Below are 20,827 nucleotides of genomic sequence, written 5' to 3'. Positions count from 1 at the left end.
AAAAGACTGGAGCAAATCTGTTTCTATCATACAGGTTTGCTCCAGTCTTGTATAGGTACTCACTATCTACCGTTTACTTTCAAACAGCTCAGGCAATCTGAACTGTTACAGAGGGTGAACAATATGCACATTTTAATTGCAGAAGATGATCTTGACATGCAGAAGATTTTAAAATTATACCTGCAAAGAGAAGGCTTTACCGTAAGCGTTGTATCAAACGGCCGGGAAGCCATTGACTTTTTGGCTGAGAACCATGCGCATCTGGTAATCATGGATTGGATGATGCCGATTCAGGACGGGCTTTGGGCCTGCCGGGAGATAAGGCGTCTGCGCATTCCGGTAAAAATCCTGATGCTGACAGCCAAAGGGGAGAATGGGGATGAGATAAAGGGCCTTACCTGCGGCGCGGATGATTATGTGAGGAAACCGTTTGATATTCAGGTTTTACTCCTGCGTATCCGGAAACTGTGCCGTGCGGAGCACATGCTGTCGTGCCGGGATATCAGGCTGAACCCGGATACGATGGAGGTGGCAAAGGAAGGGGAAAGCCTCATTCTCACCAGGACGGAATATGAGCTTTTGAAATGCTTCCTCTCAAATCAGGGCCAGGTTCTTTCCAGGGAAGTTTTGCTGGATCATGTCTGGGGAATGGATTATGAAGGCGATATCCGCACCGTGGACACGACGATCCGCAGGCTGCGCAAGAAAATCGGTGAAACCATGATTCAAACGAGAATCGGGCTGGGATATGTCATGATGCCGGATGTCTGACAGGGTAAACGACGGATCATGATTGAAGAAACGATACATGTACTCTCGGAATCTCTCTGCACCTGCCTTTGCGGCTGATTTTCCGCCAGATGCGCACAAAAAATCATCTCACAAAATCAGGTGCAGCGAGATTCCGAGAGTACATGATACAAGCTCAGGAGGGATTGCATGATCATGAAGAAAATGAAGAAACAAAGCGCTGTGAAACTGGCGGACATGCGCATGGCGGTTATCTTTGACCGGGCGGAACATACATTTGGGGTTTATAACGAAAATCTGGCGGATACGCGCCGCCCGCCCTGCTCCACTTTTAAAATCATTTCTTCTCTGGCAGGGCTGGAGAGCGGCGTCATTGATCCGGAGAATTCTGTCCGCCCTTGGAGCGGCGAGCGATTCTGGAATGACGACTGGAACCGGGATATGGATTTTGATTCGGCCTTTCATACCTCCTGCGTCTGGTATTACCGGCAGGTCATTGACGAGATCGGGCCTGAGGCCATGCAGGATGCGGTGGAGGCGATCGGGTACGGAAACTGCGACTTATCCGACTGGGAGGGCCGTTTAAACACCAACAACAGCAATCCGGCGCTGATCGGCTTCTGGATCGAGTCATCCCTGAAAATTTCCCCCAGGGAGCAGACAGAAGTCCTGGAACGGATCTTTGGCGGGGATTCCGAATACACCGCTGATGTAAGGGCAGCCCTTGAGGAGGTGATGTTCCTCTCAGAAGCCAGCGATGAAACCTGCGCGATTTACGGAAAGACGGGTATGGGAAAAGCAAACGGCGTTGTTGCGGACTGCTGGTACGCCGGCTTTGCGGATGTGGGCCGCCGCATTTATTTCTGCATTTATCTGGGTGAGACAGACTCTGCAAATGTCTCCAGCGCCCTGGCAAGGGAGATTGCTGTTTCACTGATAAAAGAGTATGTTTCGTGAGCGGACGGGCCGTCTGTCGCGGAAATTTTGCACAGGCGTTGTCGTGATTCTGTTCTGCACGCTTGCCGGGACTGTATTTGCCAATTCCCAGATAACCGGGCGTCTTTATCTGCGGGAGCAGCGGGAATATCTCCGGAAAATCAGCGCGCGGCTGGAGGAGGAGCTAAGGAGCGGGACAGCCCCCAAAGACGCTGTCCGGAGGATCGAACAGGAGGAAAAGATCCTGATTGCGTATTCCGCCGAAACGGGCGATCCGGAAATTCTGGCAGGCGAGCTGCGAAGCATCTTTCAGCAAAAAGGGATGGGCTTCCAAAAATTCTGGATGTGGGATCAGGACTACTCCGCGGCGGTGGAAAACGGATCCCGGTTTCGTCTCTACAGACAGGAGAAAATGAATTACAGCATTTTGGCGCAGTACCTGTCCCTGGATTCCGGCTTATACGCGATTGCAGCGATTGTTCCGGACGCGCAGGAATTTATTGAGATTGTCAATCATATCGGGTTTGCAATCAACCTGGTTTCTGTTATGACATCCATGGCGCTGCTCATTATTTTAACGCGCCATATCACCAATCCGCTGGAAAAGATCCGAGCATTCACGAAACAGGTTTCCTCCAGGGATTATAGACCCCTGCAGATTCAGACAGGGGACGAGCTGGAGGACGTGGCGGACAGCTTAAATGAAATGGCGCGCGGCATCGAGCAGTATCAAAGGCTTCTGGAGGAAAAAAATGAGCAGATGAAGCAGCTTTTAAGCGACGTGGCGCATGATTTAAAAACCCCCGTCACACTGGTCGGCATGTACGCTTCCGGGATAAAGGACGGTTTGGATGACGGGACGTTTCTGGACACGATCCTTTACCAGAATGAGAGGATTTCGCAGATTGTAGAAAAGCTTTTACATCTTTCACGAATCGGGCAGAACGATTATCCCTGCGAGGAGGTTGAACCGGGACGGATTCTGAGAGACTGTATGAAGGAACAGGAGATATTGTTTGCAAGGCGGAACCTGACTCTGTCGGAGAATATCGAACCTGATACCCGCATCCGCGCAAATCCGGAGCTTCTGGGCGAGCTGTTTTCCAATCTTTTGTCCAATGCTGCGAAATATGCCTTACCCGGCCCCGTGAATATGGAGCTGCGCTGCGAGGGGGAGAGATGTGTGTTTGCGGTTTCAAATAAGACAGAAAATGTGGATTTGGATACGGATCGCATCTGGCAGCCGTTTTATGTGGGGGAGGACTCCCGGAATAAGGAATTGTCCGGGACGGGGCTGGGGCTTTCGATTGTAAAAAGGATTGCGGAGCGGTTCGGCTACACGGTTTCCTGCGGGATAAAAGGAGATGAAATCCGGTTTGAGGCAGTATTTCCGATGGAAGGACGCCAGTGAGCGCCTCTATATGAGCGGGCGCCGCCCTGATCGGGCTCCTTTTTCATGTTTTTGGCGGATCCCGGGTTCAAAAATCCTCATCCAAGCGAGCTGGCATCATATCATGAAATAAATTTAAGGAGTGCATTTATGAAAAAAACAGTTTTAAGGGCAGTTTGTTTTACATTCGCGGCCACAGTTTGTTTAAGCGGGTGTTCGTCTGCGCACAGGGGGGAGGAACCGGCCGGGGAGCTTTGGAATCCGCCGGAAATTCTGGCTCGGCAGCCGGAGCGTCCGTTTGACATTGAGGTGGATGAGGAGACATTTCAGCTTTCTCTGCGTGTTGATGATGAGACAATCCCCATATCGGACGGCTCCGTAAGCCGCGCGGCAGAAGATTATATGGAAGAAGGCAATACGGTTTCCTGGCGCTATCCGGATGAACAGATCCGGGTGAAGCTTGCCACAGAGCAGGATTATTTAAGTGTGGAAATCACATCAGAACGTACCGGGGATCACACATTTACCTGGCCGTATATATCGGCTGAACAGTATTATCTCCCGCTCGGGGAGGGAAAACGGATTCCCGCCGGCGACCCTGACTGGATCCGGTATCTGGAACAGCAGCAGGCCGCGGTGATGGAGCAGTTTTCCATGCCGTTCTGGATTTCGTCCGATGGGGAGCATTGTGTGATGTTTATTATGGAAAACCCATATCGGACACAGCTTTCTTTTTTTGCAAAACCGGCTCTCGGTTTTTCAGTTTCCCATGAATACCCGGAGATTGGAGGCGGCCGGACGAACCGTTTCCGCATTTATCTGACAGAGAAGGATCCGGTAAGCTGTGCCAAAATCTATCGGGATTTTATGATTGAAAGCGGCCGTTTTGTGACACTGGACGGGAAAGCGGAACAAAATCCTGATATTGAGAAGCTGTACGGAGCGCCGTTTATTTATCTCTGGGGGGATTTTATACTCTCTGAGGAGGACATAAACTGGGAGGCGTTCTGCCGATTCCCCGGTCATGCGCTGGCTGTGAGCCTGCCGGAGGTCTTTTGTGACGCGGACCGATGGGCGGACAGCTTCACATCCGATCTGATCTGCGATATGAAGGAAAGCGGAATTGACCATGCATGGATCGGCCTGAACAGTTGGGAACAGGCGTACAGGAAGCCGGAGCTTGTCCGGCAGGCGGCGGATGCGGGGTATCTGATTGCGAGCTATGGCTCCTACCATTCCATACATGAGCCCGGAAAGGAGAAATGGACAACCGCCCGTTTTGATGACCTTAATCTGTATGAGGATGCAACTGTCGTGAATAAAGACGCAAAAGGGAGAGCGGCTTTCAAAATGTCGGAAGAAAATTAAATCCGGCTCTGTCAATGCCCGCTGTCAAAGCCAGGATGGAGAAGATCATGGCAAACGGCCTGCCGTTTAACTCCTGGTTTATTGACTGCGACGCAACGGGAGAGATTTATGATGACTACGCGCCCGGACACAGGCTGACGATGGAACAGGATGCAGCGGCCCGCCTGGAGCGGATGGCCTATATCCGCGATCAGTACCAGATGGTGATCGGATCAGAAGGGGGAAATGATTTTGCCGCTTCCACGATTGCCTTTGCCCATGGGATTGAACTGAAGACCTTTTCATGGGTGGATGAGGATATGAAATCCAACAGAGACAGCGAATATTATATCGGCGTCTACTACAACCCGGCCGGAGGCGTCGCAGAGCATTTTGCCAGACGGATCCCTGTAAAAGACGAATATTTCAAAGTCTTTGTTGATCCGAGGTACGATATTCCGCTGTTTAAGCTGGTCTACAATGATTCTGTCATCACAGCAGCCCACTGGGACTGGTCTACCTTTAAAATCAAGGGCGCGACACAGGATCGGATGATCCGGGAGGTTCTTTATAACGTCCCGCCGCTGTATCATCTGGACCGTGAAGAATGGGAGGAGTACCGGCAGGATATTGTCAGCCATCATATCGCCTGGTCTGCGTTTGGCAAGAAGGCGATACGGGAAGAAATGACGGATTTTGTGTATCTGAAGGAAGACGGCACGGTGCAGAAAACCGTTTACGGGGATAGGCTGGCGGCGGTGGGTAACTTTGGGGATGCGCCGTATATGTATGGAAATACAGAGATTTTGCCGCATTCTGTGCTTATAGAGGATGAGGGCGGGAGGATGATTTACGCGCCCTCTCCTGAGGAAGGGCATAGATAGCGGCCTGGCCTTAGCAGGCTGCATGCAGCGTTATAAAAACAAATCCTCCTTGACATCCGCCGTGAAACTTTTTATAATACATACTACAAAAGCCCAAAACAGGGCGTATGCTGTAAAAGGCAGGGAAGAGAACAAGTAGCAGTCTGGACAGGGCGGACAGAGAGCAGCCGGTTGATGAGAGGCGCGCGCACCGCAGACCGGCGAATACAATCTCAGAGCCGCGCAGACTGGAGGCGCAGGAACGCGCCCTGAGGATGCGACGCGGGGCGCGCGTTATCGCGCCAGGGTACAGGGAAAGGAAGCGTTCCCGGCACTCAGTGAGGCAGGCTGTGCGAGCAGCCTGTGAAAAAAGGTGGTAACACGGGAAAAGGCCCCGTCCTTTGCAGAAAGGACAGGGCTTTTTTATGCGCAGGGGCGCGTAAGGAAATTAGCAGCTTTGCCGCACGCACCCCGCGCGGGCAGGGGAAGATGGCGCTTCCCTGCTCGATTGCACACGGGCGCCCGGTACGCGGCAGGGGAAATGCCCGGACATAATGAGGAAGGAGAAAAAACGATGCAGATTTACGAAGAGCTGATCGCGAGAGGACTGATCGCGCAGGTGACAAACGAGGATGAGATAAAGAAAATGGTGAATGAGGGCAGGGCTACGTTTTATATTGGCTTTGATCCCACGGCGGACAGCCTTCATGTCGGCCACTTTATGGCCCTGTGCCTGATGAAGCGCCTGCAGATGGCGGGCAACCGGCCGATCGCACTGCTGGGAGGCGGAACGGGCATGATCGGGGATCCGTCCGGCAGAACGGATATGCGCCAGATGATGACAGTGGAGACGATCGAACATAACTGCGACTGCTTTAAGAAACAGATGAGCCGGTTTATCGACTTTTCAGACGGAAAGGCCCTGATGGTCAACAATGCGGAGTGGCTGATGGATCTGAATTATGTGCAGCTCCTGCGCGAGGTGGGACCGCATTTCAGCGTAAACCGCATGCTGACCGCAGAGTGCTACAAGCAGAGGATGGAGCGGGGCTTAAGCTTCCTGGAATTCAACTACATGATCATGCAGAGTTATGATTTCTACATGCTGTTCCAGAAATATGGCTGCAATATGCAGTTCGGCGGCGACGATCAGTGGAGCAATATGCTCGGCGGGACAGAGCTGATCCGCAGAAAGCTAGGCAAGGACGCCCATGCCATGACCATTACCCTGCTGCTCAATTCAGAGGGAAAGAAGATGGGCAAGACCCAGTCCGGCGCGGTATGGCTGGATCCGGACAAGACGTCTCCCTTTGAGTTTTACCAGTATTGGAGAAACGTGGCGGATGCGGATGTGCTGAAATGCCTGCGGATGCTGACCTTCCTCCCGCTGGAGAAGATTGACGAGATGGATCAGTGGGAGGGCAGCCAGCTCAATACGGCCAAAGAGATCCTGGCATTTGAGCTGACAAACCTGGTACACGGGCAGGAAGAAGCTGAAAAGGCGAAGGAAGCGGCGAGAGCGATCTTTACCGGCGGCAGCGCGGCGGATATGCCCACAGCGGAGCTGACGGAAGACGATTTTAACGGGGATGCAATTGATCTGCTGGCCATTCTCCAGAAATCCGGGCTGGCCCCGTCCCGATCCGAGGCGAGGCGGAACGTGGAACAGGGAGGCGTCAGCGTGGACGGCGCGCAGGTGAAGGATATCAAGGCCGTTTACACCAAAGCCCAGCTCTCGGGGGACGGGATCGTGGTAAAACGCGGGAAGAAGAATTTTAAGAGAGTGGTTCTTAAGTAAGGGCGGGGCGCATGGGGCAGGTTATTTTCCCGTAGCTCCCGGAACGTGTTTTTTCTTCAGAATACAAAGAGTTCCGGTCTGGCCGGGTCAGGAGGCAATATAAATGAACGCGTTACCAGTAAAGGACATGGCAGACACGTATATCGAACATTCGATGGCGGTCAATCATTTCGTTACAGCGACGGGCAGCCAGTTGAAGATCGAGCAGTTCCTCCTGTCAGCCGCCGAGCGTGACGTCCTGCTTTGCATACCAGCGCAGCGCGTCCATTAAGTGCTCTGTGCGAAAATCAGGCCAGTAATCATCCACAACATAGAAGTCAGCGTAGGCGGACTGGATGGGCAGAAACCCGGACAGCCGCCTTCTTCCGCCCCAGCGGATGATGAGATCCACCCGGGGAAGGCCGGCTGTGCGCAATGCGGGGCCGATTGCCCCCTTTTTCATTCCCAGATCCCATTCCAGGCTGTAATTGACAAGAAAATTGATATTCATGCGCCCGTCCCCGAACACATGGCGCGTGGTGTAGGGCAAAAGCTCCGGCGGGAAACTGGCGGAACCGGCGTTTCCGAGAACCAGAAGGGCCGCGTCCTCGCGGGACAAAACCTCCACGGCTTTGACGCAGGCGCTTGTAAAGGCGCGCCGCTGCGCGATGGGCCGTTTCGCATTGTCCGCCGTGAAGCCGTAAAAGGACATTTCACAGATACCCAGGTCGCGGCAGGCCCGGTACAGCTCAAGGCCGGGAGAAATCCCCCTGTCGTATCCGTCCTGTTTATGAAGCCCCTGCCCGACAGCCCATCTCCGGTTGCCGTCAGGGATGATTCCGATGTGATTTGGCAGTCTCATAATGATCCTCCGGTTGGACAGGCGTAACCCTGTCCGTTTTTTATGCACAGGCCCGCAAAGGGAAGTTTGCTTCCAGGGCTGCATGCGGGCAGCGCGGCGGATAGGGAGGAAAATCTTCCCTACCCGGTTAGTATGGGCGGAAATGGGAGATTTATACAAAGCGGGCAGGAGGCGTTTCGGGAAAAGGGACAATATGTCTTAGAAATTTTGGAGAGATGGGAATTATTGTAATCAGGATGATATAAATTATGTTTTCTGAAAAAGAAAAGTATCTTGCAATTAAAATTTGCATATGCTATAAGGCATCAGGCAAAGAAATGTGGAGGAATCCATGTGGGAAAAGAACGAATCCCCTGACTGTAATGGCGTACAGTCAGAGGATTTTTCTTTTCTTTATTTATAGTGGCAAAGCGTCCATTAGCTGATGAGGTGGCAAACCACACCTGCTGCGGCAGCCGCAAGAAATGTGAAGAATAACTCCATGTAAGCGCCCCTCCCGTTGCCGGGAGCAGGTTGGACAGCACAAGCATTATAACATATCAATGGACATTCCTCTATCTCTTTCTAAAAAGATCATACAATTCGGATTGCGGTTGATACAATCCAATGCTTGCCGTCACTGCAAGATAATTTCTTCGTGCATTACGAATTAGATTTCAAAATGAAAATAGAGAACATATTTGGAACATCTATGAATGCAAAACACGCCCGGCGTCTGTGGTTGGCGCACAAAAAAGCCGGAATCAATTTGTGGTTGGCGACAATTGAAAGTATTGTTTCAGACTTGCTATAATTATCTAAAATCAAATGGACAGCAGAACACAAAGTGAAAAACGTAAGGAGGAATAACGATGAAGAAAGGGAGACGACTGACTGGCGTTATATTATCGGCGTTCATGGCAATGACGCTTTTGGCCGGGTGCGGCGGCGGGGAAGCCGCAGGGCCGGAGGAAAGCGGCGCGGTCCTGACGCCCGGCAGAGCGGAGGAAGCAAGCTGCATTAAAATCGGAGTTTCCGGCACGCCGGATCTGGATCCGGCGATTGTCAACACGGGTTCAAGCTTAATCGCCGCTGTCAATCTCTATGATACGCTTGTATTTCCTTCTGCAGAGGAAGCGTCCGGCGTCGCCGGCAGGGCGGCACAGGACTGGGAGATCAGCGATGACGGCATGAAATATACATTTCATTTAAAGCAGGGGATCCGGTTCCATAACGGGGAGGAGATGAAAGCCTCGGATGTCGCCTATTCCATGGATCGCCTTCTGACGATCGGCGAGGGGTATGCCTATATCTTTTCTAATTACCTGGAGCCGGGTTCCACGGTGGCAGTGGATGATTACACTGTGGAATTTCATTTAAAACAGGCTTACGGCCCTTTCCTGAACGCTCTGATCCGCCTGTTCATCGTCAGTGAGAAGGAGGTCAGGGAGCATACGGAAGCTTCCGGAAATTACGGTGAAAACGGGGACTATGGAAGAGGATACCTCCTGACGCATGACGCGGGCTCCGGCGCTTATAAAGCAGTGGAGCTGGTGCAGCAGGATTACTTCTACGCAGAGTGGAATCCGGACTGGTTTATGGGCTGGGACAATGAGAAAGCCCCCAGGGCCTTTAAGCAGCTTGCGATCACCGAAGCTGCGACTGTCCGCACCATGATGAACAATCGGGAGCTGGATATCACGGATACCTGGCAGAGCGTGGAGACGTTGAACGCACTTTGCCGGATTGACGGCGTTTCTCTGGCGCAGTACACGAATGGCCTGGAGTACAACGCGTACATGAACACCCAGGCCCCGCCGATGGATGACGTGAACTTCCGCCGCGCCATGAGCTGCCTGATTGACTATGACACCATCTGCGATTCGATCCTGCCGGGATCCATCAAAGCCACAAGCCCCGTGCCGTCCGGCGTGTTAGGGCATGTTGAGACGAACACGCTGTCGTACGACATCGAGAAGGCGAAGGAGTATATCGCCGCATCCGCCTATGCGGACAATTATGCGGATTATCCGGTTGAGATTGTCGTAAACTCCGATGTGGCGGACTTAGAGAAAATTGCGCTGATGATCCAGTCCGCGGCGCAGCAGGCCGGGGTAACCGTCTCCATTTCAAAGGCCCCGTGGGTGTCCCTGATTGATAAAATGGGTTCTGTGGAGAGCTCTCCTCAGATGACGCTCATAAATTCCGCCCCGCCGTTTGACGATGCCGGTATCTATCTGCAGAGCCGTTACAGCAACGCGACGCAGGGAACCTGGGAGAATGGGGAGTGGCTGGCGGATCCGGAGGTGAACGACAGGAACAATGACGCATTGCAGACGGTTGACACCGCAGAGCGCCTTAAGAAATACGCAGAGATACAGAATTATATTGTTGATGAAGTCTGTCCCAGCGCCTGGCTCTGCGACCTGACCGAGCGGTGCGCATACCAGAGCTCCTATATAAAATGGCCCTTTGCGGAGCAGGGCGGTATTCCCCAGTGTGTCAATGGATACAGCCAGATTTATTCGGAGTTTGAATACAGCCGGTAGCAGTTTAGACAGGTCTCTGCGCGCCTGCCCCGCGGCCGTACGGTTACACAGCGGCCGGGGGCGCAAAAGCGCGGATCCCGTTCCGGCGCCTGTCTCTGGGGAATGATTAAAGCGAGGTGGTGATTGCGTGATTAAATATATAACAAAACGACTGATGATGGGTATCCTGGTGTTGTTTGGAACCTCTATCCTTATTTTTACAATTGCCCGCGTTGTTCCGGGCGATGTGGCGACCATTGCATTGGGAAGCCGCGCGACGGAGGCGGCCAAAGAGGCATTGCGCCGGGAGATGAACCTCTATGATCCGCTTCCAATGCAATATGTGAAATGGCTGTCGAGCGCGCTTTCCGGCAATTTCGGAAATTCGTTTGTAACCAAGCGGCCGGTTGCCATGGATGTGGCGCAGTTTCTCCCGGCCACGCTGGAGCTGGTCATCGTGTCAGGTATTTTTATGGTGGCGGGTACGTTTGTCCTGGGGATTCTGGCGGGAAAGTATAAAAATACATGGGCGGACGGGCTGATACGGGTTTTATCTTATATAGGGGTGGCCCTGCCCGCATTTGTGGCCGGGATCTTACTTCTGCTGCTGTTTGGCTACAAGCTGCAGGCCATTCCGGTTCTGGGACGTCTTAGCGCTTCTCTTACGGCGCCGGGGAAGATTACCGGCTTTTATGTGACAGACGCGCTGTTAAGGGGGCAGTTTAAGGTCGCATGGGATGCGTTTTTACACCTGCTTTTGCCGGCGCTTTCCCTGGCAATCGGCCCCATGGTGCAGGATGCGCGTATCCTGCGCTCGTCGCTGGTCGATAATTCGGCTAAGGAGTACATGGCCGTTTCCACAGGCCACGGCCTGCCGCCGAACCTTCTGATCCGGAAATATCTGCTGAAGCCGTCTGCGACCTCCGCAGTGACGACGATGGGGATGGATTTTGCGTCCCTGCTCGGAAATGCGTTTCTGGTGGAGCAGATTTTTAACTGGCCCGGCATTTCACGATATGGTATCAATGCGATGCTGTTCAAAGATTTGAATGCGATCTGCGCGGTTGTCCTCATCATTGGCATCACGTTTTTCTTTGTGAACCTGGTAGTGGATTTGATTGTCGCCGCGCTGGATCCGCGGATGAGGAAAGGAGGAGGCAAATGAGTGTGCCAGGCAGCCGCAGGGCGGCGCGAAAAGCCCTGCTTTCTCCGTCAGCAAAAGAAAATTTAAAGATTTATAAATACAAATTCAGCCGGAATAAACTGTCCGTATTCGGTCTTATATTGGTGTTCATCTCCATCTTTTTTGCAATATTTGCGGAGGTAATCGTTCCCTTCCCGGAAAGCATCGGCAGCTTTGTGGATTACGCAAACGCCAGCCTCCCTCCGGGGCCGCGGCACTGGTTCGGCACGGATCAGATGGGGCGGGATGTGCTTTCAAGGGTTGTGTTCAGCTTTCGCGGCGCGCTGATTATGAGTGTGACGGTGCTCGCGGTTTCGGTTCCGGCGGGCACGGTTCTGGGCCTGATCGCGGGATATTATCACGGGACAAAGGTTGACGCGGTTATCATGAGAATCTCGGATGTGTTCCTCTCCGTTCCCTCCCTGATCCTGGCGCTGTGCGTGGCCTCGATTCTGGAGCCCAACATGATGAATTCCATGCTGGCTGTCACGATTATGTGGTGGCCCTGGTATACAAGGCTGGTCTACGGCCAGGCATCCTCCATCTCAGAGGAGTATTTTGTGAAGAATGCGGAGCTGATCGGAGCTTCCAAAGCCCATATTCTCTTTAAAGAGATACTTCCCAACTGCCTTTCGCCGATCTTTACGAAGATGGCGCTGGATGTGGGCTGGGTGATCCTGATGGGCGCTTCCTTAAGCTTTGTCGGGCTTGGCGAGCAGCCGCCGACGCCCGCGTTCGGGCAGATGATTTCCGACGGCGCGTCCCTGATGCCGGATATCTGGTGGCTGACGGTTTTCCCGGCGGGCGGGATTGCCTTTATGATTCTGGGATTCAATTTTCTGGGAGACGGAATACGCGATATGTTCGACAAGGGAGGGCACTGAGGATGAGAGAAACTATTTTAAATATCAAAGACCTCTCGATCTGGTACCGCACCTACCGCGGCTATGCCAGGGTGGTTGACCACATCGGTTTACAGGTAGGAGAAGGAGAAAAAATCGGCCTGGTCGGCGAGTCCGGCTGCGGTAAGACCACAACCATGAAGACCGTTATGGGCGTGCTGGGAAGCGATCAGATCCATGTGCCGAACGGGAAGATCGAATTCCGGGGAAAAAATGTCCTGGAGATGAGGAAGCCGGAACTTCTTAAGCTTCGCCGAACCGGGACGTCAATGATTTCCCAGTCGCCTATGTCGGCGCTGAACCCGGTCTTTACCATCGGCCAGCAGTTGAGGGACATCATCCGCTACTCCGGCCTTTATAAGAAGAATGACAGGAAAGCCATCGAGGAGGCGGCATGCGGGGCGCTTAGAAGCGTCATGCTCTCCGATCCGGAGCGCATCATGGCCAGCTACCCGCATCAGCTCTCCGGCGGCATGAGGCAGCGCGTCTGTATCGCCTCTGCGCTGGTTACGCCCAAGGATCTGCTGATTGCGGACGAGCCCTGCACCGCGCTGGACGTGACCATCCAGGATCAGATCCATCATCTGCTCCGGACGCTGGTGGAGGAGAAGAAGCGCTCACTCATCATGATCACCCATTCCCTCGGCGTGGCGAGAGAGCTGGTGGATCGGATATACATCATGTATGGCGGCCATATCGTAGAAACCTGCCGGACAGAGGATTTATTTACATCGCCCTCGCACCCATACACCCAGGGGCTTCTCTCCTGTGTGCCGCGGCTCTCCGGCGGCGGGCTGTCGTCCGGCATCTACGGCTACGTCCCGGATTATGTAAACCCGCCAGAGGGTTGCCGCTTCTCCCCCCGGTGCCCACATGCCGGCAAGGAGTGCAGGACCAGACGGCCGCCGATGGCAGAGATCGGGCCGGATCACAAGGCGGCCTGCTTCCTCTATGCCGGGGAAGGACAGGAAAAGGAGGGAGCGGAGTAATGTGTAACGAATTATTGGCTGTAAAAAATTTAAAACAGTATTTCCCGGTCGGAAAGGATCGCTTTGTCCGGGCGGTGGACGGTGTGGATTTCTCTGTCCGCGAGGGCGAGGTCATGGGCCTGGTCGGCGAATCCGGCTCCGGGAAAAGTACGATTGCCTACACGATTATGGGCATGTACACCCAGACCGACGGAGAGATCGTCCTAAACGGGACAGAAATTACAAGCAAAACAAAAGGGCGCAGCAGGGAATTCCGCCGCGATGTTCAGATAGTATTCCAGGATCCGGGTTCTTCCCTGAATCCCTGCCAGGATGTGAGGCAGATATTAAGCCTCCCGCTTAGGGTGCATCACGTAGTCCCCAAAGACGCCATTGACGATAAGATCCGCGAGATCCTCCAGATGGTGGAGCTGCCGCCGGATTTCATGTATAAGACGCCAAACTCAATCGGCGGCGGCGAGCGCCAGCTCGTATCCATTGCCCGGGCGCTCTGCAGCAACCCGAAATTTATCATCCTCGACGAGCCGACGTCCTCCCTGGATGTGTCCATTCAGGCCAAGATTCTGAATATGTTAATGAAGCTAAAGGAAGAGCGGAAGCTGACCTATATGTTCATCACCCATGATATGGGCGTCATGCGCAATGTGTCCACCAAGATAGCCATTATGTATCTGGGAAAGATCTGCGAGATCGCGCCGACAAGGACCTTTTACGAAGCGCCGCGCCATCCCTACACGCAGATGCTCTTATCTGCGATACCGGTTATCTCGCCGGAGGAGGAAGCGCTGAAGCCGAAACGGATCCGCAGCGAGGGGGAGATCCCTTCGCCGGTGAATGTTCCGAAGGGGTGTAGTTTTCATACACGGTGCGCGTTTAAGAAGGAGATCTGTATGGAGGCTGATCCAAAGATGCGGGAGGTGGAGGAGGGGCACTTTGTAAGGTGTCATTTGTGCGGGGTGTGATGTGGCTGTTCAGTATCCAATGAATTATGAGAGGGCCGTGGTTTATCGTGAGAGGGCCGCATATACCTGCCTGTTTAATTCCTGAAGCAAAGGAGACCGGCTTAATATAGCTACTGCATCACAAATAAATGAATTCAAAAGTCCCGCACAGTCCGGACTTAAGAATAAAAAGAAACATTGTCCAAGCGACAATAGAATGGAGGAAAGTATGTTAGAATACGAAGTTCTGGATGCCTGTTTAAAGCTTCTGCGCGATATGTTCATGCTGAAGCCGGGGGAAACAATCGCGATCACGACAGACACCATGTCCAACGAGGAGATCGTGGAGGCGACGGCCCAGGCGGCGGTTATTCTGGGGGCAAAACCCCTGATCTTTAAGATTGCCGCCCCGGAAGGCGCGAAGGCCGGCGATAAGGACATGCCGATGAAAGCGTTGATTGACGGTATCAAAGCCTGCGACGCCTGGGTGGAGTTTAATTACAAGCTGATCTTCTACTCCACGGTTTACGATAAGATCACCGAGGATCCCAAAAACCGGCCCAGATATATGAATCAGAACGGTGTTCATCCGGAATTATTGGTCCGCAATATCGGTAAGGTAGACAATATCCTTCTGAACCGGTTTATCCAGGGATTTTCCGATTACTGCGAGGCCGGACGCCACATGCGCTTTACCACGCCGGCCGGAACGGATCTGGAATGCGATAACGAGCCCGGGCGCGATTACGTCACAGCGGATGGCTTTGTCTATGAAAATGATATCAAGATGTTCCCCGGCCAGATTAGCTGGTCCCCGAATTTTGAGAGCGTCAACGGCGTGCTGGTGGTGGACGGAACCTTATCCCCGCCAATCGGCGCTTTGCAGAGCCCGGTGAAGTTTACCATTGAAAAGGGCTATATCAAGAAGATCGAAGGCGGCAGGGATGCCGACAATTTCCGCCAGTGGCTGGAGAGCTTCGATGATCCCAATATGTTCCTGATGGCGCACAGCGGCCTGGGCTTTGGGCCCATGGCGCAGCTAAACGGCGATATCGTAGAGGATGAGCGCGTATGGGGCTGCACAGAGTGGGGGATTGGAAATGTTGGCCCGCAGCTTGTGTCTGAGATGGAGACAGGGATCGCGGCGGCCTCCCACTCGGATGGCATATGCTTAAACTGCAGCCTGTGGATTGACGGCGTACAGGTCCTGGATGAAGGGAAGGTGGTCGGCCCCACGGAGGAGTTTGTAGAGCTTGCCAGGCAACTGGGGCATTAAAAAGGGGCGCGCGATGGATGTAAAGAGATTAAAGGCGCTGATTGAGAAAAAAAGGGGACAGATGGCCGCTGACATGATGGAGATGAGCCGCATCCCCGCGGTAAATCCCAGAATGGGAGGCGGCGGCGAGTATGCCAGGATGCAGTGGATCATGCGCTGGTTTGACAGGCGGCAGATCCCGTATGAAGTGTATGAGATCCCGGACCAGAAGGTACAGGAAGGCGTGCGCCTCAATGTGGTTGCGACTGTTCCGGGAACCGGGGAGGAAGACCGGTCGCTGTGGTTTATCAGCCATGTGGACACCGTAGGCCCGGGCGATGCGGATGCCTGGGAGACGGATCCCTTTACGCCGGTTGAGAAGGACGGGAGAATTTACGGCCTGGGGTGCGAAGATAACAGCCAGTCTGTGATCACGACTATGGCCGCCTGCGAGGTATTGTTTGAGGAACACATCCGGATAGGCCGGAATATCCGTTTCTGTTATGTGTCCGACGAGGAGACAGGCAGCGAATTTGGGATAAAAGCCCTGATTGGGAAGGGGCTGTTTGGGCCGGGAGACGAAGCCATCGTCCCGGACGGCGGCAGCGCGGACGGTTCTTTTGTGGAGATAGCGGAGAAATCGCAGGTTTGGCTGAAATTTACCGTAAACGGTAGAACTTCGCATGCGGCGATGCCCCATCTGGGAATCAATGCGTGTTATATTGGAATGAAGTTCGGCGCGGAGCTTGAGGACGCTTTAAAAACGAGATTTGACAGGGAGGATCCGCTGTTTAATCCCCCGGGTTCGACCTTTGAACTGACCCAGAAATTTGCCAATGTACAAAGCCCTAACGTGATGCCGGGAAAAGACAGCTTTTGTATGGACATGAGAGTGCTGCCCGGGGATCCCGTGGATGAGGTCATGGATTATATTTACGGGCTGATCGGCAGGTATGAGAAACAGTATCCGGGAATTGCGATCGAAGTGGAATTTCTCACGAGAACCGATGCGCCCGCGCCCACGCCGCAGCAGAGCCAGGTGGTCATAAATCTGGTGGAGGCAATCCGGGAGACGGGAACCGAGGCGTATTCCGGCGGCATTGGGGGCGGCACATGCGGCGCGATTTTGCGGGCGGAGAAGATTCCGGCGGCCGTATGGGCGACGCTGGATGACAGGTGCCATGCGCCCAATGAGTACGTGGTGGTTGACAACATGGTACGGGATGCCGGTATCTATTTATCCGTGATCGCACGGTACGGGGCGCAGGGGACGGAAGAGTAAGATAAGTTCCTGTTCACATGCCGGTCATCGCGGAGCGTGCCGCCGGCATGTGAACAGGAATCAAAATAACAGGAGGTACACACATGTATGAATATGAGCTGACAAATGCGTGCTATAAGCTGCTTCATGAAATGTTTGATTTAAAAGCAGGGGAATCCCTGGCGATCACATGTGACACAGAGTCCAGTATGGAGGTGGTCAACGCCACGGCCAAAGCAGCCTTTGCCCTTGGGGCCAAGCCTCTGGTGCTTAAAATGCCCGCGCCGGGAGACTGCGGGAAAGCAGGGGATAAGGATATGCCGGTTGAGCCGCTTGTAAAAGCAATCCAGGGCTGCGAGGCGTGGGTGGAGTATAATAACAAGTGGATTTTCTATTCCACTGCATACGATAAGATTGTGGAGGATCCGGAGAACCGCCCGCGTTATATGAACCTGTGCGGCGCGACGCCGGAGCTGATGGTCCGAAACATCGGCAAGGTGGACAACCAGCTTCTGACGAAGTTCATCATGGCTGTCTCGGATTACTGCGAGGCGGGCAGGCATTTCCTCATAACCTCCCCGGCGGGTATGCGTTTAGAGTGCGATAACGAGCCGGGAAGAAAATACGTGACAGCCGACGGCCATGTCCGCAAGGGCGAGATTAAGATGTTCCCCGGCCAGATTAGCTGGTCTCCCAATTTTGACAGCATCAATGGGACCATCGTGGCAGACGGGACCATCACGCCGCCCCTTGGGGCCATAAAGGATCCGATCACCTTTACGGTGGAGAAGGGATATGTCGTGAAGATTGAGGGCGCGGGAACAGATGCAAAGCGGTATGAAGAATGGATGAATTCATTTCATGACAGACAGATGCGCCTGGTTGCCCACGGCAGCTTTGGATTTGGCCCGAACGCCCTGTTAAACGGGGATATCGTGGAGGATGAACGCGTATGGGGATGCACAGAATGGGGATTCGGAAATGTCGGCCCCCAGCTGGTATCGGACATTCCCGGCGGCATACCGGCTGCCACGCATTCGGACGGCATATGCTTAAACTGCAGCGTATGGGTAGACGGCGTACAGATTCTGGATGAGGGCAGGGTCGTTGGGCCGACGCCCGGGATTGTGGAAATGGCGCGTCAGTTAGGCCACTGATCAGACAGGAGAGTCCGCAGGGGGGCTGTGAAACAATGGAGTGCTTCTATCTCCGTTTTTCACAGTTCCCTGTCCTTTTATGTATAAGCCTGCATGCGGGCGGGATGAAAATTTCTCCTGTCCGATGGCATGCAGGCGTTAAAATTTCAAAACAATCAAAAAATATGGATAAATCTTACAATAACAACCGAAGTATAGTATGGTAGAATGATAACAGGAGGCAATTGTAACAGTTCAGACAACCTGAACTGTTACAATTGTGCAGATCATATGAACAGTTCCTTACAACAGGAATGATTTATAGATGGAGGTACAGGCCGTACATGATAAGCGTCATCGATTTGTTAAAGCTCCCGTCCATGAAAGAAGGATACATAGCCGCAGGAGGAAGCGGAATCTATCATGTTATCCGGCGTTTTGAGATTTTAGAGGAAACCTATCCGTCGGTTGTCCGGTTTCTGGATGAAGGGACATTTTATGTGACCAGCTTCTGGAACCTGGCAGATGATAAAGAGAGCCGGGTTCACCTGATTGAGGCGATGATCGAGCATGGGTGCGCCGGCATCGGAATCATGCCCGGAGGCTATCTGAATAACGAAATTGACAGGGAAATCTTGCAATTGGGAAATGAATATGATTTTCCCATTTTTTATATTCCCCTGTCCGTCCGCTGGGGCGACTTAGTGGCGGAATACAGTGTGATTTCCAATAACAATATCGAGGCAATGGAGCGCAGATGGCTGGAGCTGGCGCTGGGAATTTTTGTTGATTTTCATCTGAAAAATGATCCGGGGGTGCTCTGTGAAAGGATGAGCAAAACCCTGCGCCTCCCGGTTGTGATCAGCGCGGTGACCGTCTACAGCTATGGCACAGAAGGGATTAATGTGGCGGTGCTCACCTCCAGGATTCAGAATATCCGGCAGAGCGGCGGCAAAGCTATGCAGTCCCCCATGATCATCCGGGCGGATATGTCCCGGATCGCCGTACTCTATTTTGGAGAACACAGCATGATTGCCTGCTGCCCGGCAAGGGAAGAGGTACAGGATAATATTTTACAGTTGTATCATCAGATGGCCCCGTTTGCCGTCCGGGAGCTGGACAACATGGTTTCACACAGCAAGAAGATCAGGAAAATCGAGGTGAATGCGCCCTATTATGGCAATGCGAGGGTATATATCGCCGTGCTCCGTTTTGAAAACTATGAAAAAACGAAGCATGCCATAGATAAAAAATATATCCTGTATGAGAGCAATCCTTATCAGAAATACTGTATTCTTCTGATACCGGAGGAAGAGAATGGAAACACATGTTCGATATATGAAGCATACTGTAAAATGATCGAGGCCAGGCAGCCGGATCTATTTATCTTTTCCCAGGGAAAATACAGGCAGAAAAATCTGCAAAGGGAAGTCTCCCGCATAAAAAACTTAATCCATTCCCTGTTATTCCTGAAAGGATGCTACAGCACCGACGAGCTTTCCCTGATCTATATGATGAGCAGCGCGCCCAGGGCCCAGGATGCCTTTGTCTATTCCGCGCAGCAGCTCCAGGCAAAACCATCGGCGGAAGTGAAGACATTTTTACACACGCTGAGGCTGTATCTGGTGCTGCACAGCATCAAGGACGTGTCGCTGCTCATGGGGATTCATGTAAATTCCGTAAAATACCGGATGGAAAAGGCCATGAAGTTTCTGGAAATGGACAGCGATTTGCCGCTCAGCGAGATCGCGTCCTTAAATGTGCTGATGCATGTGGAGCGGATGGCGGCGGAGATACGGTAACTTCATTATATCTTCCCCCCATTTACCATCTCCCGGTACTGGGAGGGGGAAATCCCCTTATGCCTGCGGAAGATCCGGCTGAAATACAGGGGATTCTCATACCCCACGATGGCCCCGATCTCCGTGACATTATAATTCGTGGTCTCCAGAAGCATCTGCGCGTTTGTGATGCGCCTGGCCACAATATACTGCATGGGCGTGGTGTTGGTATACTGCCTGAAATGGCGGATAAACCAGCTCACACTCATTCCCCTGGACGCCGCGTAATCCTCGATGCGGATGTCTGTATTGTAATGATTATTAAAATACAGGATCGCCTGCGCCATCTCCCTGTCCATATATTCATTCCGCGACGTATGCTCCGTGGTCAGGCGGCGGTGGATCTGAATCAGGAGCTGCCGGAGCAAAATCGCGAGAAGCTCCTCATAATGCCCCTGGCAGCGCTGCAGCTCCAGTATCATCTGCTTAAAAATCCGGGCATATTCCAGCGTCGTCCCGGTCTTAATAATCCGCATATCATTCGTAATCCCATACGAGCGCAGGATATTCCTGACATTGCTTCCCGTAAAATGAACCCAATAGACCTCGGTCTGATCCACCCCGTAATACACATATCTCTGAGGCTCCCTTGGCCGGTAAATCACCATTTGGCCGGCGGTAACGATGGTGGCCTCTTCCTGTTTATCAAAATAGAAATACGCCTTGCCGGATACAATATACAAGAGCTGGAAATCCAGGCGGCCTCTGGGGCGGCGCGTGGGGAGACGGGGGCGCGTGTGAAGATGGTAGGTCCCGCAGCTTCCTACGATCAGGGGTTTGGTTTTGTCTTTGAAATCGACAAGGGAGTTGTTTAGGTAGGCGGAGTTGATATACATGGGCAGCTCCTTTCTGGCGTACGCGATCTCTTATCCAAGATACCCCCATTA

At 53.0% G+C, this 20,827-nt stretch carries 16 protein-coding genes and 1 pseudogene; 15 read left to right on the top strand and 2 right to left on the bottom strand.

What is annotated here, in order from left to right; all coding sequences use genetic code 11:
- Positions 1-123 precede the first annotated feature (123 nt).
- From NFS31_RS20665 to NFS31_RS20635, 6 genes and pseudogenes are all read left to right on the top strand, one after another.
- Entirely contained in the window at positions 124-771 is a 648-nt protein-coding gene (locus NFS31_RS20665; RefSeq protein WP_251499379.1) for a response regulator transcription factor, read from the top strand.
- Positions 772-945: 174 nt separating this feature from the next.
- A complete protein-coding gene (locus NFS31_RS20660; protein WP_251499376.1) occupies positions 946-1,707 on the top strand; it encodes a penicillin-binding transpeptidase domain-containing protein in 762 nt (253 codons plus the stop codon).
- Complete coding sequence (locus tag NFS31_RS20655; protein ID WP_251499373.1) at positions 1,697-3,097, top strand: sensor histidine kinase; 1,401 nt, start codon at positions 1,697-1,699, stop codon at positions 3,095-3,097. The genes NFS31_RS20660 and NFS31_RS20655 overlap by 11 nt, the downstream gene beginning before the upstream one ends.
- 45 nt (positions 3,098-3,142) lie before the next feature.
- Positions 3,143-5,307, top strand: a pseudogene (locus NFS31_RS28380) (glycoside hydrolase).
- A gap of 553 nt (positions 5,308-5,860) precedes the next feature.
- Positions 5,861-7,084: a tyrosine--tRNA ligase gene (gene tyrS, locus NFS31_RS20640; protein WP_251499365.1), complete on the top strand. Its 1,224-nt coding sequence runs from the start codon at positions 5,861-5,863 to the stop codon at positions 7,082-7,084.
- 103 nt (positions 7,085-7,187) lie between these two features.
- Positions 7,188-7,355 carry a hypothetical protein gene (locus NFS31_RS20635; RefSeq protein ID WP_251499361.1) on the top strand — a complete coding sequence of 56 codons (168 nt, stop codon included), beginning with the start codon at positions 7,188-7,190 and terminating at the stop codon, positions 7,353-7,355.
- Here the strand turns inward: NFS31_RS20635 and NFS31_RS20630 are convergent.
- Positions 7,302-7,925 (bottom strand): undecaprenyl diphosphate synthase family protein, encoded by a 624-nt coding sequence (locus NFS31_RS20630; protein WP_251499357.1) that lies wholly within the window; start codon positions 7,923-7,925, stop codon positions 7,302-7,304. The two genes, NFS31_RS20635 and NFS31_RS20630, sit on opposite strands and share 54 nt — an antisense overlap.
- An 851-nt stretch (positions 7,926-8,776) precedes the next feature.
- Here NFS31_RS20630 and NFS31_RS20625 point away from each other — a divergent pair.
- From NFS31_RS20625 to NFS31_RS20585, 9 genes are all read left to right on the top strand, one after another.
- Positions 8,777-10,453 (top strand): ABC transporter substrate-binding protein, encoded by a 1,677-nt coding sequence (locus NFS31_RS20625; protein WP_251499354.1) that lies wholly within the window; start codon positions 8,777-8,779, stop codon positions 10,451-10,453.
- Positions 10,454-10,580: 127 nt separating this feature from the next.
- Positions 10,581-11,597 carry an ABC transporter permease gene (locus tag NFS31_RS20620; protein WP_251499351.1) on the top strand — a complete coding sequence of 339 codons (1,017 nt, stop codon included), beginning with the start codon at positions 10,581-10,583 and terminating at the stop codon, positions 11,595-11,597.
- Positions 11,594-12,499, top strand: a complete 906-nt coding sequence (locus tag NFS31_RS20615) for an ABC transporter permease (protein ID WP_251499347.1) — start codon at positions 11,594-11,596, stop codon at positions 12,497-12,499. Before NFS31_RS20620 ends, NFS31_RS20615 begins: the two co-directional genes overlap by 4 nt.
- Positions 12,500-12,501: 2 nt before the next feature.
- Positions 12,502-13,506 carry an ABC transporter ATP-binding protein gene (locus tag NFS31_RS20610; RefSeq protein WP_251499343.1) on the top strand — a complete coding sequence of 335 codons (1,005 nt, stop codon included), beginning with the start codon at positions 12,502-12,504 and terminating at the stop codon, positions 13,504-13,506.
- Positions 13,506-14,468 carry an ABC transporter ATP-binding protein gene (locus NFS31_RS20605; RefSeq protein WP_251499341.1) on the top strand — a complete coding sequence of 321 codons (963 nt, stop codon included), beginning with the start codon at positions 13,506-13,508 and terminating at the stop codon, positions 14,466-14,468. The genes NFS31_RS20610 and NFS31_RS20605 overlap by 1 nt, the downstream gene beginning before the upstream one ends.
- 208 nt (positions 14,469-14,676) lie before the next feature.
- A complete protein-coding gene (locus tag NFS31_RS20600; RefSeq protein WP_251499339.1) occupies positions 14,677-15,723 on the top strand; it encodes a 2,5-dihydroxypyridine 5,6-dioxygenase NicX family protein in 1,047 nt (348 codons plus the stop codon).
- A complete protein-coding gene (locus tag NFS31_RS20595; RefSeq protein ID WP_251499336.1) occupies positions 15,701-16,984 on the top strand; it encodes a M20 family metallo-hydrolase in 1,284 nt (427 codons plus the stop codon). The genes NFS31_RS20600 and NFS31_RS20595 overlap by 23 nt, the downstream gene beginning before the upstream one ends.
- 83 nt (positions 16,985-17,067) lie before the next feature.
- Positions 17,068-18,120: a 2,5-dihydroxypyridine 5,6-dioxygenase NicX family protein gene (locus tag NFS31_RS20590; protein ID WP_251499335.1), complete on the top strand. Its 1,053-nt coding sequence runs from the start codon at positions 17,068-17,070 to the stop codon at positions 18,118-18,120.
- 323 nt (positions 18,121-18,443) lie between these two features.
- Positions 18,444-19,901 (top strand): PucR family transcriptional regulator, encoded by a 1,458-nt coding sequence (locus tag NFS31_RS20585; protein ID WP_251499332.1) that lies wholly within the window; start codon positions 18,444-18,446, stop codon positions 19,899-19,901.
- A 5-nt stretch (positions 19,902-19,906) separates the two neighbouring features.
- Here the strand turns inward: NFS31_RS20585 and NFS31_RS20580 are convergent, their stop codons facing one another.
- Complete coding sequence (locus tag NFS31_RS20580) at positions 19,907-20,776, bottom strand: AraC family transcriptional regulator (protein ID WP_251499329.1); 870 nt, start codon at positions 20,774-20,776, stop codon at positions 19,907-19,909.
- Positions 20,777-20,827: the final 51 nt, after the last annotated feature.

Origin of the sequence: Otoolea muris (assembly GCF_943193115.1) — a bacterium.
GTDB lineage: Bacteria > Bacillota > Clostridia > Lachnospirales > Lachnospiraceae > Otoolea > Otoolea muris.
The sequence above is the reverse complement of the archived record's forward strand: the minus strand, read 5'-3'. Positions and strand labels throughout refer to the sequence as shown.

What these genes read in the sequence shown, in the direction of transcription:
- NFS31_RS20665 (WP_251499379.1), top strand. Translation starts at nt 124, where the DNA reads ATGCACATTTTAATTGCAGAAGATGATCTTGACATGCAGAAGATTTTA.
- NFS31_RS20660 (WP_251499376.1), top strand. Translation starts at nt 946, where the DNA reads ATGAAGAAAATGAAGAAACAAAGCGCTGTGAAACTGGCGGACATGCGC.
- NFS31_RS20655 (WP_251499373.1), top strand. Translation starts at nt 1,697, where the DNA reads ATGTTTCGTGAGCGGACGGGCCGTCTGTCGCGGAAATTTTGCACAGGC.
- tyrS (WP_251499365.1), top strand. Translation starts at nt 5,861, where the DNA reads ATGCAGATTTACGAAGAGCTGATCGCGAGAGGACTGATCGCGCAGGTG.
- NFS31_RS20635 (WP_251499361.1), top strand. Translation starts at nt 7,188, where the DNA reads ATGAACGCGTTACCAGTAAAGGACATGGCAGACACGTATATCGAACAT.
- NFS31_RS20630 (WP_251499357.1), bottom strand. Translation starts at nt 7,925, where the DNA reads ATGAGACTGCCAAATCACATCGGAATCATCCCTGACGGCAACCGGAGA.
- NFS31_RS20625 (WP_251499354.1), top strand. Translation starts at nt 8,777, where the DNA reads ATGAAGAAAGGGAGACGACTGACTGGCGTTATATTATCGGCGTTCATG.
- NFS31_RS20615 (WP_251499347.1), top strand. Translation starts at nt 11,594, where the DNA reads ATGAGTGTGCCAGGCAGCCGCAGGGCGGCGCGAAAAGCCCTGCTTTCT.
- NFS31_RS20610 (WP_251499343.1), top strand. Translation starts at nt 12,502, where the DNA reads ATGAGAGAAACTATTTTAAATATCAAAGACCTCTCGATCTGGTACCGC.
- NFS31_RS20605 (WP_251499341.1), top strand. Translation starts at nt 13,506, where the DNA reads ATGTGTAACGAATTATTGGCTGTAAAAAATTTAAAACAGTATTTCCCG.
- NFS31_RS20600 (WP_251499339.1), top strand. Translation starts at nt 14,677, where the DNA reads ATGTTAGAATACGAAGTTCTGGATGCCTGTTTAAAGCTTCTGCGCGAT.
- NFS31_RS20590 (WP_251499335.1), top strand. Translation starts at nt 17,068, where the DNA reads ATGTATGAATATGAGCTGACAAATGCGTGCTATAAGCTGCTTCATGAA.
- NFS31_RS20585 (WP_251499332.1), top strand. Translation starts at nt 18,444, where the DNA reads ATGATAAGCGTCATCGATTTGTTAAAGCTCCCGTCCATGAAAGAAGGA.
- NFS31_RS20580 (WP_251499329.1), bottom strand. Translation starts at nt 20,776, where the DNA reads ATGTATATCAACTCCGCCTACCTAAACAACTCCCTTGTCGATTTCAAA.